At 74.5% G+C, this 12,533-nt stretch carries 9 protein-coding genes; 4 read left to right on the forward strand and 5 right to left on the reverse strand.

Annotated elements, in window-relative coordinates; genetic code table 11:
- Positions 1-2: 2 nt before the first annotated feature.
- Positions 3-746: a ZIP family metal transporter gene (locus ABWU78_RS06180; RefSeq protein WP_277514237.1), complete on the reverse strand. Its 744-nt coding sequence runs from the start codon at positions 744-746 to the stop codon at positions 3-5.
- A 132-nt stretch (positions 747-878) separates the two neighbouring features.
- On the opposite strand from ABWU78_RS06180, the gene ABWU78_RS06185 reads away from it, so the two are divergent.
- From ABWU78_RS06185 to ABWU78_RS06195, 3 genes are all read left to right on the forward strand, one after another.
- The gene (locus tag ABWU78_RS06185) at positions 879-2,216 is read left to right on the forward strand and encodes a sensor histidine kinase (RefSeq protein ID WP_439157849.1); all 1,338 of its coding nucleotides are present in this window, start codon (positions 879-881) and stop codon (positions 2,214-2,216) included.
- Complete coding sequence (locus tag ABWU78_RS06190) at positions 2,213-2,863, forward strand: response regulator (protein WP_439157850.1); 651 nt, start codon at positions 2,213-2,215, stop codon at positions 2,861-2,863. The genes ABWU78_RS06185 and ABWU78_RS06190 overlap by 4 nt, the downstream gene beginning before the upstream one ends.
- Before the next feature lie 85 nt (positions 2,864-2,948).
- Positions 2,949-4,106 carry a hypothetical protein gene (locus ABWU78_RS06195; protein ID WP_439157851.1) on the forward strand — a complete coding sequence of 386 codons (1,158 nt, stop codon included), beginning with the start codon at positions 2,949-2,951 and terminating at the stop codon, positions 4,104-4,106.
- A 112-nt stretch (positions 4,107-4,218) separates the two neighbouring features.
- Here ABWU78_RS06195 and ABWU78_RS06200 read toward each other — a convergent pair whose 3' ends face one another.
- Together ABWU78_RS06200 and ABWU78_RS06205 are read right to left on the reverse strand one after the other, a co-directional pair.
- Positions 4,219-5,070, reverse strand: a complete 852-nt coding sequence (locus ABWU78_RS06200; protein ID WP_439157852.1) for a hypothetical protein — start codon at positions 5,068-5,070, stop codon at positions 4,219-4,221.
- Between the two features lie 112 nt (positions 5,071-5,182).
- The gene (locus tag ABWU78_RS06205; RefSeq protein ID WP_439157853.1) at positions 5,183-6,211 is read right to left on the reverse strand and encodes an App1 family protein; all 1,029 of its coding nucleotides are present in this window, start codon (positions 6,209-6,211) and stop codon (positions 5,183-5,185) included.
- Positions 6,212-6,405: 194 nt separating this feature from the next.
- Here ABWU78_RS06205 and ABWU78_RS06210 point away from each other — a divergent pair, with 194 nt between their 5' ends.
- Positions 6,406-6,987, forward strand: a complete 582-nt coding sequence (locus ABWU78_RS06210) for a pyridoxamine 5'-phosphate oxidase family protein (protein WP_353706827.1) — start codon at positions 6,406-6,408, stop codon at positions 6,985-6,987.
- 31 nt (positions 6,988-7,018) lie between these two features.
- Here ABWU78_RS06210 and ABWU78_RS06215 read toward each other — a convergent pair whose 3' ends face one another.
- Both ABWU78_RS06215 and ABWU78_RS06220 read right to left on the reverse strand, forming a co-directional pair.
- Positions 7,019-10,399, reverse strand: a complete 3,381-nt coding sequence (locus ABWU78_RS06215; protein ID WP_439157854.1) for a discoidin domain-containing protein — start codon at positions 10,397-10,399, stop codon at positions 7,019-7,021.
- A gap of 809 nt (positions 10,400-11,208) precedes the next feature.
- Positions 11,209-12,519: a serpin family protein gene (locus ABWU78_RS06220; RefSeq protein WP_439157855.1), complete on the reverse strand. Its 1,311-nt coding sequence runs from the start codon at positions 12,517-12,519 to the stop codon at positions 11,209-11,211.
- Positions 12,520-12,533: the final 14 nt, after the last annotated feature.

A 12,533-nucleotide genomic window follows, 5' to 3' on the forward strand; every position in this document is an offset into this window, starting at 1 on the left:
GCTCAGAGCGAGCTCAGCCCGAACGCCGTCGCGAAACCCAGCACCGTGACGAGCCCGGTGACCGGGCCGCCGAACTCCGTCGCCTCGGGGATCATCGTGTCGACGAGCATGGTGAGCAGCGCCCCCGCGGCGAACGCCTGCGTGATCGCCACGACCGCGGGCGACGCGCCGTCGAGCGCGACGTAGCCGATCCCGGCTGCGAGCGCCGAGACCAGGGTCGTCGACCCCCACAGCACCCAGAGCCGCGACGGCTTCGTGCCCGCCTTGAGCAGTCCCGACGTCGCGGACATCGCCTCGGGCAGGTTCGAGACGAACACGGCGGCGAGCATCGCGACGCTCACGCCGCCGCCCCCGATGAGGGTCGCGCCGAGCACCACGGACTCGGGGATGCCGTCGAGCACCGTGCCGAGCGCGATCGCCGCGCCGCCGGTCCCGCCCGCCGCCTGGACGGACTCGGCCTGGACTCCCGTGGACCGCTTGCGGCCCTCGCCGCCCATCCGGTCGATGATGCGGTCGCCGACGAAGAACGTGAGCGCCCCGCCCGCGAGGCCCGCGAGCAGCACGAGCCCGCTCGCGTGCGTGGACGCGTCCTCCACGAGGTCGTACGCGACGGCGCTGATGAGGACGCCCGACCCGAACGCCATGATGAGCCCGACGAGCCGCTGTCCGGGCGGTCGCCAGAAGACCAGCGCGGCACCCAGGAGCAGCGACGACGCCCCGACGAGACCCCACCAGAAGCCGATCATGGGCCCATTGGACCAGCGGCGGGGCGGGACCGCGCGGGGGACGTGCGCGGCACGCGGGGAGGGCCGCAGGAGGGTGCCACGTTCCCCCGGCCGGGGGAGGCGCTCCCCGCGCCGTCCCGCGAGACTGGGGGCATGACGCCCGACGACGCCCGCACGACCCGTGCGGCGCCCGCGCCGGGGCAGGCCGGGTGGGAGCGCGTCGTCGCGCCGCTGCGCAGCGCGGCCACGGTGCGGGCCGGGGTCTACCTCGTGGTCGGCGGCGTGGTCGCCGGCGCGTACGTGACGCTGGTCGCCGGGTTCGTGCAGATGTTCGCCTCGTTGCAGACGCCGCGCGTCGCGACGGTCGTCCTCGCGCTCGTCTCGGCGGTCCTCGTGAGCACGCCGCCGTTCCTCGCCCCCGTCCGCGCGCTCGAGATCGCGGCGGTGCGGACGTTCCTCGACGTGGCCGTGCCCCAGCCGGCGCCGGGCGCCCCGCCGCCGGGCGCGGCCACGCGCTGGCGCGCCGCCGCCTGGTACGGGCTCCACCTCGCGCTCGGCGCCGCGGTGCTGGTCGTGGTGCTGTTCCTCGTCCCGGTGGCGACCCAGCTCGTCCTCTCCGCGACGGGCGTGGAGCCGGTGCTCCTCGCCGACTGGCGCCCGTGGGAGGCGCTGCCCCCGTGGGCGTGGCTGGTCACCGCGGTGCTCGCGCTGCTCGCCGTCCCGTACGCCGTCGCGCTCGCGCGCGCCGTGCTGCGTCAGGCGGCGCTCCCGCTCCTCGGCCCCGACCAGACGGAGCGCATCGCGGAGCTCGAGGCGGCGGCCGACCGCGCCGCCGAGCGGGGCCGGCTCGCGCGCGAGCTGCACGACTCGGTCGGCCACGCGCTGACCGTCACGACCCTCCAGGCCGCCGCGGCCGCCCGCCTCCTCGACCGCGACCCGGTCGCCGCGCGTGCCGCGCTCGCCGCGATCGAGGAGACGGGCCGCACCGCCATGGCGGACCTCGACCACGTGCTCGGCCTGCTCCGCGCGGACGCCGCCGCGGCCACGCGTGGCGGCGCGCCCGTGCGCAGCCCGGCGCGCACGCTCGCCGACCTCGACGCCCTGCTCGACGACGCGCGCCGCACGGGCGTCGACGTGCACCTCGCGCAGGACGAGGTCCTGCTGCCCGACGTCCCGCGCGCGGTGTCGCAGGAGGCGTACCGGGTCGTGCAGGAGGCGCTCACGAACGCGCTCCGCCACGCGCCCGGCGAGCCGGTCGCCGTCGCGGTGGCGCGGGGTCCGGGCAGCGCGCTCGTCGTCGAGGTGCGCAACGCGCTCGGACCGGGCACGCGCCGTCGGGCACCCGACGACCCCGGCCGCGAGCGTCGCGGTCTCGCGGGCATGCGCGAGCGGACCCACCTGCTGCGCGGCGAGGTGTCGGCGGGTCCGGCGCCCGACGCCGGCGCGTGGGTCGTGCGCGCGACGTTCCCGCTGGCAGGATCGGGCGGATGACCGACGGGACGACGCGCGTGGTGCTCGTGGACGACGAGCCCCTGGTGCGCGCGGGGCTGCGCGTCGTCCTCGGCGCGGAGCCGGATCTCGAGGTCGTCGGCGAGGCGGGCGACGGCGCGGAGGTGCCGGGCGTCGTCGCGCGGGCGCGACCCGACGTCGTGCTCATGGACGTGCGCATGCCGCGCGTCGACGGGATCGCGGCGACGCGCGCCCTCCTCGCGCGCGACGACGCGCCGCGCGTGCTGGTCCTCACGACGTTCGAGAACGACGACCACGTGCTCGACGCGCTGCGCGCGGGCGCGCACGGGTTCCTGCTCAAGCGCGCGCGGCCCGAGGAGGTCGCGCAGGCGGTCCGCGTCGTCGCGCGGGGCGAGTCGCTCCTGTTCCCCGACGCCGTGCGGCGGCTCGCGACGGCGCGACCGCCCGCGGGCGACGAGCTGCGCGCCGCACATCTCACGGAGCGGGAGGGCGAGGTGCTGCGGCTCGTCGCGCAGGGCCTCTCGAACGCGGAGATCGCGGGCGAGCTCTACCTCGGCGTCGAGACGGTGCGCACGCACGTCGGCAACGTGCTCGCCAAGCTCGGCGTGCGCGACCGCACGCAGGCCGTCGTGCGCGCCTACGAGTCGGGCTTCGTCCGGGCGGGCTGACCGCCGCGAGCGTTCCCCCGCACGGGGGAGCGGCGTCGTCGCCACGGGGGATCCGGCGCGCGACGGCGGACGCGAGGGTCGAGTCATGAGCACACGAACCCCGTCCCCGTCCTCTGCTGCACCTTCCGGCCCGCGCACGGTCGTCGTCGGGTCCCGCGTCGGCGCGCCGCCCGGTCCCGGGGCGCACGCCGCCCGTGGCCGATGGATCGCCCCGACCGCCGCGGCGTGGTGGGCGGTCGGGGGAGTCGTGGCCCTCGTCGTCACCCTGACCGGTGGCACGCTCGCGGTGGGTGACGCGAACGACCTGTCGTTCGGCGCCCTGAGCGAGGTCGCGGGCGCGACGCTCACGCCCTGGGTCGCGGTCCTCGCGCTCGTCGGCGCGGCGACCGCGCTGCGGGCGTGGCTCGGGGCCCGGCACGGCCCCGTCGCCCGGGCCGACCGCGCGCTGACGGTCGCGGCCACCGCGGTCGTCTCGGCCGGGGTGCTCGCGCTCACCGACGCGTCCATCCTGGCGCGTCTCGGGTACCTGCCGGTCACGCTCGTCATGGCGCCGTTCGACCCCGTGATGCGGGCGGCCTTCGAGGACTTCGTCGGCGCGGGCCCGCTCACGCAGCTCGCGCTCCTGGCCGGCGGCGCGCTGCTCGTCGCCTCGACGTGGCGGTTCGTGCGCCGTGGGGTCGGTGCGTGCGCGTCGTGCGGGCGCCGCCACGACGGCCACGACCCCGCCTGGACGACGCCCGCCGCCGCGGCCCGCTGGGGCCGGACGGCCGCGCTCGTCGCCGCTGCGGTCCCCGCCCTCTACGCGGTGACGCGCATCGCGTGGGTCCTCGGCATCCCGCTCGGCTTCTCGCCCGACGACGTCGCGCAGCTCGCCGGGGACGACGGGTGGGTCGCGGCGCTCGGGCTGGGCGGCTTCGCGCTCGTCGGCGCGGTGCTCACGCTCGGACTCTTCCAGCGCTGGGGCGAGGTCTTCCCCCGGTGGATGGTCGGGCTCGCGGGCCGGCGGGTCCCGGTCGGGCTGGCCGTGGTCCCCGCGACGATCGTGGCGGTCGCGGTCCTCCCCGCGGGGCTCTCGCTCATCGTCCTCGGCCTCGGCGAGAGCCGCCTGGCGCTCACCGCGGACTCGTGGGGCGCCGTCGGCCCGATGTTCCTGTGGCCGCTGTGGTCCCTCGCCCTCGGCGCGGCCACCTACGCCTACTGGCTCCGCCGCCGCGGCACCTGCCGCGCCTGCGGCCGGGGATAGACCTCCGCAGGCGCGCCGACCCACCCCCGCCGACCACGACGCCGCTCGCCGTCGAGCACGACAGTGCTGTCGTTATCAGCCCGATAACGACAGCAACGTCGTGCTCGGCGGGCTACTGGGGTTCTACCGGGCCGTCTTGGCCCGCTACCAGGGTGCCGCAGGTGGTCTCCTGGGCGGTCGTGACCACCGGGTCGTCCGGGGCGGCGTCCTGGGCGACCGTCTCCTCCTCGCCGTTCGTGGCGGTCTTCGCGCCCGTGTCGAGGTCGACGAAGGTGCGCGACACGGTGAAGGACGTGCCGTCGTCGGACACGGCGTTCAGGCCCGCGAGGTGCAGCTCCCCGTCGACCTCGGTGCAGCCGACGCCCGTGCCGAACCCGGTGAAGCCCTTGTCGAACGTGTACTGCTCGCCCTGGGCGTTCTGCGTCGGCGTGACGGCGCAGTCGGCGGCGGAGAACAGCAGGACCTCGCGGCCCGTGTCGACGAGCGCGATCGGGGCCGTCGCGTCGCCCGCGGCGACGAGCTGGACGATCGCGCTCGCCGCGACCGGGCTCGCGGACTCGATCGGCGCGGAGAACGTCGCGCCCGACGCCGTCGTGATCCCGAACGCGCGGTCCGCGCCGCCGGTCAGCCACGCGGTGTCCGGGCGGCCGTCGCCGTCGACGTCGACGATCTCGTGCGTGCCCGCGCCCGCGGGGACGCCGTCGCCTGCCGCGGGGCACCCCTCGGCGGCGGGCGACGACGTGTCGTCGGTCGGCGTGCCCGTGTCCGTCGGCGACGGGTTCGGGGACTCCGTCGCGGTCGGGGTCTCCGCCGCGGGAGCGTCCTGCGTCGGACGGTTGACGAGCCACACGACCAGGGCGATCACCAGGACCGCGACGATCGTGAGCACGATCCACGGCCAGGTCCGCCGTGGCTGCTCGGGTTCGGGCTCGGGCGTGGGGAAGGGCAGCTCGGGCGTCGTCATTCCCTCAGGCAACCACCCGCGACGACGCGCAGCATCCCGGCGCGCCGAGGCGACACGGTGTGGCGTCGGCCTCCCGGCGGAGCGGGTCGAGCACGTCGTCCCCGTCCGGCTCTCAGCGGCGCAGGGCTCGGGCGAGGGCACGGGTGAGCGCGTCGCCGTCAGGGCCGAACGCCGTCGGGACACCGGGGCCGACCTCGCCCGGGAGGCTGCCCGGCGTGGGCAGCGGCGAGCCGTGGGCGAGGACCTGCTGCGCGGGAGTCAGCTCGCGGATCGCGACGGCGGCGACGTGGTCAGGGTGCAGCCGCGCGGCGCGCGCGTAGATCTCGGGGTCGTGCTGGCCGTCGTCGCCCACGAGCAGCCAGTCGACGTCGGGCAGCTCGCGGAAGAGGCGGTCGAGCGAGGTGTCCTTGTGCTCCTGGCCGCTGCGGAACCAGCCGGTGTTCGTCGGGCCCCAGTCGGTGAGCAGGAGCGGGCCGGGCGGGAACCCGTGCCGCTGGAGGAACCGGCGCAGGTTCGCGGCGGTGTTCCACGCGCCGGTCGACAGGTAGACGAACGGGGTGCCGGGGCGCTCCGTCGCGATCCCGCGGTAGAGCGCGGCCATGCCCGGCACGGGGACGCGCGCGCTCGAGTGCCGGACGAACGTGTTCCACGCGGCGATGAGGGGGCGCGGGACGGCGGTCACCATCGCGGTGTCGTCGATGTCGGACACGACGCCGAGCCGGCGCCCGTCGGCCACGACGAGCACGCGGCCCTTCGCGATCGCGCCCGAGGACGGGCGGAACGTCACGTCGTGCCATCCCGGGCCGAGCGCGACGTCGATCGTCGCGTCGAGGTAGCCGCTGCGGTCGGACACGAGGTCGACCGTCGCGTCGCCCACGTGCACGCGGACCTCCTCGCGCGGGGCGGGGGCGGTGAAGAAGTAGCGCCAGCCGCGCCGGTCGGCGGACTCGCGCTCGTGCAGGGCGGGGTCGAACGCGGGGCTCGCGAGGAGCACGCGCGCGAGCACGCGCACGCGCCGGGGGGTGCCGTACCCCGCGAACGGCTCGACGCGGGGGCGCCACCCCCGCGCCTTCTGGAAGCGGGAGACGACGGCGCGCCACCGGTCCTCGATCCGGGCCGCCCGGTGCGGTCGCTGGGTCACGGCGTGCTCGGTCGGGGTCGAGGTCATGAGGGCGCGGCGGTCTCCGGTCGACGTCGGGGGCTGCTGCCCACTGTGTCACATCCCGGTGACGGCGCACCGTCCCGACGCGGCCGTCCCGCGGGCCGGGCACCGATGAGTTCCGGGCGCCGCCCGGGTCGACCCCGACGTCCGACGAGCCTCGACAGGAGCAACCCATGACCGAGACGCCTGCCCCGACCGCCGACCACGGCGACCTGCTCGCCGCCTACAGCACGCCGGAGGCGCCACGGGTGCCGTGGTCCGCCGTCCGGGAGGCGCTCGAGCGCGCGGAGGTGTCGTGGGTGTCCACGGTCCGGCCCGACGGGCGTCCGCACGTCACGCCGCTGCTCACCGTGACGGCCGACGGCGCTCTGTTCTTCTGCACGGGCCGCGACGAGCGGAAGGCGCGCAACCTCGCGGCGAACGCGCACGTCGTCCTCACGACCGGCGCGAACCGGTTCGAGGAGGGCATGGACGTCGTGGTGGAGGGTGACGCGGCGCGCGTCACCGACGACGCGATGCTGCACCGCCTCGCGGAGCGGTGGCGCTGCAAGTACGACTGGCACTTCGAGGTCCGCGACGGCGCGTTCTGGGACACCGCGGACGGGGGTGGGGAGGCGTACGTGTTCGCCGTGCGGCCGGACGTCGTCTTCGCGTACGCGCGCGGCGCCGAGCACACGGCGATGCGGTGGCGGTTCGGTGCCGACGCGCCGTCGACCGGCCTGGGCGCGGCGCGCGCACCGCAGCCCGCCCCGTGAGGGCGGGCTGCGGCGTCGAGCGCGGACGTGCTCAGTTGCGCGTGATCGTGAAGGTCGACGTCGTGTTCTCGATGTCCCGGAAGTTGCCCGAGAACGTGAGGTTGGTGAACGTCGCCGTGCCGACCGCCGGGCCCTGGCCGGCCTCCGGCATCGGGTTGGCCCAGATGCCGTAGCCCGACTTGGCGTCGTACCGGTCGCCGCTCTTCTTCGCCCCCGTGATGGTCACGTTGGTGAAGGTCGGGTTCTGGAACGTGTTCTGCGGCTGGCCCCCGACGTAGTTCGTCTGGAACATGATCCCGGAGTACGTCGGGTCGATGACGTCGAGGTTGTTCACCTGGATGTTCCCGAACGCCTTGGACGCCGAGAACATCCACACGGCCCCGAACACCTGGTCTCCCCAGAAGTGTCCGCCCGAGCGGACGACGGTGAGTCCGTCGAACACGGTGGGCGCCGGGCCGAAGCCCTCCATCGGGTACCCGAAGTCGAGCGAGCTGATCGTGACGCCCGAGTAGACGAGGGTGTCCGCGATGTAGATGTTGCGGAACGTGTTGTCCTGGCCGCCGTAGACCGCGAGGCCCGCCGCACGCCACGTGTTGGTCGACGTGAGGTTCTCGAACACGTTGCCGCGCTGCCCGCTGCCGCCGTTGTCGGTGGCCGCGAAGAGCGCGAACGAGTCGTCGCCGGTACCGCGCGCCTGGTTGTTGTGCACGTGGTTGTTCGCGCTGCCGTTGGTCATGTTGATCGCGTCCGCGAACGTGTTGCGGATGCGGGAGTTCGTGACCTCCGAGTCGTCCATGTTGGAGGCCCAGAACATGCAGATCATGTGCTCGACCCAGATGTTGTCGATCGTCATGTTCTTCACGTTGGCGAAGTCGAACACCTTGCCCGGGCCGTCGATGCGCGACGTGTAGTTGCCGAAGTAGGCGAAGTCGCGGAACGTCGAGCCGTTCGCGCTCGCCTCGGCGCGGAAGCCGACGTCGGTGTTCTCCTGGCCCTGCGGCGCGAAGAACCGCGTGAACCACGGCCCGGCGCCGACGACGTCGACCCCCTTGCCGTAGACCTGGAACTTGCTGGACGTCTGGTAGTCGCCCGCGGGCAGGTAGACGCCCTTGAGCGTGCCCGTGGAGTCCATGCGGACCTTGTCGAGGGCGGCCTGGACGTCCTGGTGCGTGAAGCCCGCAGGCTGGGTGTACTGCGCGGGGTTCGGGTTCGCCTGCGGCGTCGCGAGCTCGAGGTCCACGAAGTCGATCGCGTACTGCGACGTGTTCTGCGCGGTCTTCTGGAGGCGGATCGTCGAGCCTGCCGGGACGGTCGTGCCGAGCAGCGTGCTCGCCTCGTCGTAGACGTGGCGCGGCGCGCCCTGGCCCGGCTGGTTGCCCGGGTTGGTCTCGTTGCCGTAGAGCCACGCGTACCGCGAGGTGAGGTCGATGTTCTTGAGGAACTGGCCGTCCACGTAGATCGCGAGGGTCGCGTTCGTCCCGCCGCCACCCGCCGAGTCGGGGATGGAGAAGCGGGTCAGGAGCGTGTTCGTCGGGGCCTTGGTGGTCCACTCGACGTACGCGCCGGTCTGGTTGAGCGTGACCGCCCGACGGCCGGACGCCTCGCCCGCGAGGTCGCCGACGACGCGGTTGGGCGCCAGCACGGTCGCGCCGCCGCCCGTGACACCGTCTTCCGCCTCGTACGTGTCGAACGGGAGGTTCGCGCCGCGCCCGACGAAGAGCGGTCGCGTGGCGGTGTTGTTGGCCTGCTTCGCGGCGACCTCGGTCGAGTCCGGCGCGGCGACGACCTTCACGTCGTAGTTGCCGTTCGCGGCGGTCCACGTGCCGAGGTCGACGCTCGCGCTGCTCGCGCCCGCGGCGATCGCGCCGCTCGCGGAGCCGGTGAGGGTGCGCACGACGGCGCCCGTCGCCTTGTTGGTCACGGTCACGGTGAGCCCGTGCGCGGCCGTGGAGGTCGCGACGTTGCCCTGGTTGGCGATCGTCGCGGAGAACGTCACCGTGCCGCCCGCGGACGGGTTGCTGGGCGACCACGTGAGCGTCGGGACGAGGTCCGAGCTCGGGACGGCCGTGACGACGAGCGGGGTCGGGTTCGCGTAGGCGTTGTTGCCCTCGTTCTGCTCCGCGATTGTGCCGCCCGCGTCGGCGACCGCGCCGATCGTGTAGCTCGCGGCAGGCCGCGCGCCGACGTCGGCGGTGACGGTCGCCTGGGCGCCGGCCGCGAGGCCGCCGACCGGCTTCGTCGCGACGGTCTGGCCGTTCAGCGTGAACGCGACGTCGGTCGCGGCGGACGCCTGCGTGCCGATGTTCTTCACGACGGCCGACAGCGTGATCGCCTGTGACTCGAGCGGCGACGCGGGGGTCGCGGTGACGCTCGTGACGACGAGGTCGGGGTTGGGGGCGGCGGTGCCGAACACCTGGAGCTCGGCGACCTGGCCGTTGCCGGAGCCGGTGTTCCCGGTGAACCGCAGGCGCACGTCCTTGGCCGTTCCCGTGACCGGGATCGTGACGGTGTTGCCCGTGGCCGGGGAGAACGCGTAGCCCGCCGACGGCTTGAGGGTCTGCCAGGCGCCGGTCGCGGTCGCGCGACCCTGGACCTCGAACGTCTGGGTGCGCGGGCCCCACACGGACGCCGGCGGGAGCTTGACGACGACGTCCGTGAGCTGGGCCGCGGCGTCGAGCGAGACCGTGAGCGTGCTGGGGTACTGGCCGCCCGCGCCCTCCCAGTAGGTCGACGTGCTGTCGTCGTTCGCGTTCCTCGCCACGAACTGCCACTCCGTCGAGGACCCCTCGATCGGCTTGTTCAGCGCGAGGTTGGTGCCGGTCGGGGGCTCCGGGTCACCGGGGCCACCGGGATCGGTGCTGCCGGCGGTGCCGCGCACCTCGAGCTCGGAGAGCTGGCCCGCGGGCCAGCCCGTGTTCGCGGTGATCTGCACGCGCACGTAGCGGGCGGACGTGTCCGGCACGTCGACCGTCACGGTGTTCCCCGACGCGGGGTCGAACGCGTACGCCTGCGACGCCTTGATCGTGGAGAAGGTCGAGCCGTCGGTGCTGGACTGCACGCTGAGGGTCTGGCTGCGCGTCTCCCAGCCCGCGGGCAGCTTGAGCACGAGGTCCTCGACCGTGGCGGCCGCGCCCAGGTCGACCTGCGCCCACTGCGGGAACGTGTTGTTGGTCGACTCCCAGTAGGTGCCCTGGTTGCCGTCGGTGAGGTTGCCGGACAGGTACGGCGAGTTGTTGCTGCTCGCGGCCGTCGACTTCCCGGCGGACAGCACCGTGGGCGCAGCCGTGGCCGTGGTCGTCAGGCCGAGCGGGACGAGCAGGGCCGTCGCCGTCGCCGTGGCGGCGAGGGTGCGGAGCCGGCGCGTCGGCGCCCCGGCGGGTGTGCGGTTCGACGTGCTGGGTCGATGTCTCATCGATGTCCTCGATCTCCCGTCGTCGTCGACGGGCGTCAGGCCGCGCCGCGCGCGACCTCGCACCGGACCGGACGCCCGGTTCGGAGGACGGGCCACGGCGCACGTCCGGCCAGGGCCGGGTGGCTCGGGTCAGTACCTTCGAGAATTGCGGACCCGCTGTGCCGCACCGCACAACGGAGTGTTGATTTCTTGCATCAACACGCAAGAACGCTACTGCCGGGTGAAGGACGCGTCAAGAGATGCCGCAAGCACCCGATGCGCCCGGTTCGTCGAGACAGGGCCCTGGACCGCTGGCCCCGCGAGCAAGACCAGCCCCGTTCCGCCGAGGTAGAGCCCCGGTCCGCCGAGGTAGAGGCGTGGTCACCCGAGGTAGAGGCGTGGTTCCTGCGCCCGACGGCGCGTGGTCGCCCTGGGTGGTCGGGGTGGGTGGTGGTGCCGCGTCTACCATCCGCGCCGCTCGTTCCTCGCGGCGCTCCCGCCAGGCCCGACCACGACGCGGCACCACCACCCACCCCGACCCGGCTTCGTCTCGCCGTGGTCTTCGCTCGCCTGGGCGGACTGCCTGCGGTGCCGGTCCGTCCGCGCCGCGTCGTCCGCGTGGGACCGCCACGCTGTGCCCGAGGGTCCGCCTCGGACGACCCGCCCACCTCGGGCGGCGACCCGACCCCCGTCGGGCATGGTGACCACGGGTCTACCTCGGCGGACCGGGGCTCTACCTCACGTGACCACGGGTCTACCTCACGTGACCACGCCTCTACCTCGGGTGACCACGGGTCTACCTCGGTGGACCGGAGGGCTCGCCGGGGGAGTCAGTGGCGGGGGTCGCGGATCGCGGCGGTGAAGAGCTGCCAGCCGGTGTCGGTGTGGGAGACCGAGAAGAGATAGGGGCGGTCGACGCGGAAGCTGAGCGGGACGACCTCCGCCTCCGACGACATCGCCTGCGCGCCGAGCTCCGTCACGGCCGCCGCGACGGTGCCCTCGGCGTCGACCTGGAGCATCGCCTGCTGCTTCGCCTGCGACACGAACAGGTCTTCGTCGCTGATGCCGCCGAGGTCCGGAGGGTCGACGGGGTCGAACAGCCCGCCCAGACCGGCGGCGGCGAGCGCGGGGCGCAGGTCCGTCGCGCGCTCGACGGGGATGTCGAGGGTCGGCATCGTCAGCGCAACCCGCTGCGGTGCCGCGGAGTCGAGGGCCTCGCGCAGCGCAGCCGTGCGTGTCGGCGTGATCGTCGCGGGGTCGGTCCCCTCCGGAGGCAGGACGACGTCCGCGTGGAACCCGTCGACGTAGGGGAGGCGCAGCCCGCGCCAGCCGTCGTGCTCCGCGTACGCCCACGACTCGGTGAGCGACAGCGACTCGACGTCCACCCCCTCACCGGTCGGGAGCACGAAGGGCGAGGGCCGGGTCTCGCCCTCGTCGAACGGTGCTTCCCACCGCGCGGCGAAGAGCACGGCGTTCTGGAGCACGAGGCGGAGGCCTGTGTCCGGTTCGATCGCGCTCTTCTCGATCAGCCCGCCCGTGTGGAACCGGACCCAGGCGCTCAGCGGGGCGATGCCCGACGCCGTCCCGAGGTCCGTGTGCAGGACCCCGGCGCCGTAGCCGGTCGCGAGCGCCTCGAGGTAGGTGTCGTGGACCTGGGCCTGGTCGTCGAGCACGACCTGGTTCGCGACGTGCACGAGCGGGGTCTTCGGGAGCTCGTCCTTCTGCACGAGGGTGGGGTCGCCGTCGTAGGTCTGGAGCGCGGCGAGCAGGGCGTTGACGGCGTCGGTCCGGTCCTGGCCGGTCGCGCCGAGCGCGGCGTCGAGCGACGCGGCGGTCTCGCCGCGCGCGCCCTCCGCGAGCATGGACAGGGCGACGACGGCGCTCGCCGGCGACACGACGACGTTGCCCTCGCGCGGGGCCGCGTCGAGCATCGTCAGGCCGAGCTCCTCGGTCGCGCCGACCACGTCGGGCGTGGCGTCCGCCTCGGAGACCGCCACGACGTGCCGTGCCGCATCGGCCGTCGCGAGGGGCAGGTCCGGTCCGGCCGGGACACCGGTCGCGCACGCGGCGACCAGCCCGACGACGGCTGCCGCCGCTGCGACTGCCGCGCCGGTCCGGACTCTGCTCGTCTGCGGAGCCATGGTGCTCTCGCCGT

Origin of the sequence: Cellulosimicrobium sp. CpK407, assembly GCF_051844275.1 — a bacterium.
In the GTDB taxonomy this organism is placed as follows: domain Bacteria; phylum Actinomycetota; class Actinomycetes; order Actinomycetales; family Cellulomonadaceae; genus Cellulosimicrobium; species Cellulosimicrobium cellulans_G.

Coding starts and splice junctions, on each gene's coding strand:
- ABWU78_RS06180 (WP_277514237.1), bottom strand. CDS start 746: ATGATCGGCTTCTGGTGGGGTCTCGTCGGGGCGTCGTCGCTGCTCCTG.
- ABWU78_RS06185 (WP_439157849.1), top strand. CDS start 879: ATGACGCCCGACGACGCCCGCACGACCCGTGCGGCGCCCGCGCCGGGG.
- ABWU78_RS06190 (WP_439157850.1), top strand. CDS start 2,213: ATGACCGACGGGACGACGCGCGTGGTGCTCGTGGACGACGAGCCCCTG.
- ABWU78_RS06195 (WP_439157851.1), top strand. CDS start 2,949: ATGAGCACACGAACCCCGTCCCCGTCCTCTGCTGCACCTTCCGGCCCG.
- ABWU78_RS06200 (WP_439157852.1), bottom strand. CDS start 5,070: ATGACGACGCCCGAGCTGCCCTTCCCCACGCCCGAGCCCGAACCCGAG.
- ABWU78_RS06210 (WP_353706827.1), top strand. CDS start 6,406: ATGACCGAGACGCCTGCCCCGACCGCCGACCACGGCGACCTGCTCGCC.
- ABWU78_RS06215 (WP_439157854.1), bottom strand. CDS start 10,399: ATGAGACATCGACCCAGCACGTCGAACCGCACACCCGCCGGGGCGCCG.
- ABWU78_RS06220 (WP_439157855.1), bottom strand. CDS start 12,519: ATGGCTCCGCAGACGAGCAGAGTCCGGACCGGCGCGGCAGTCGCAGCG.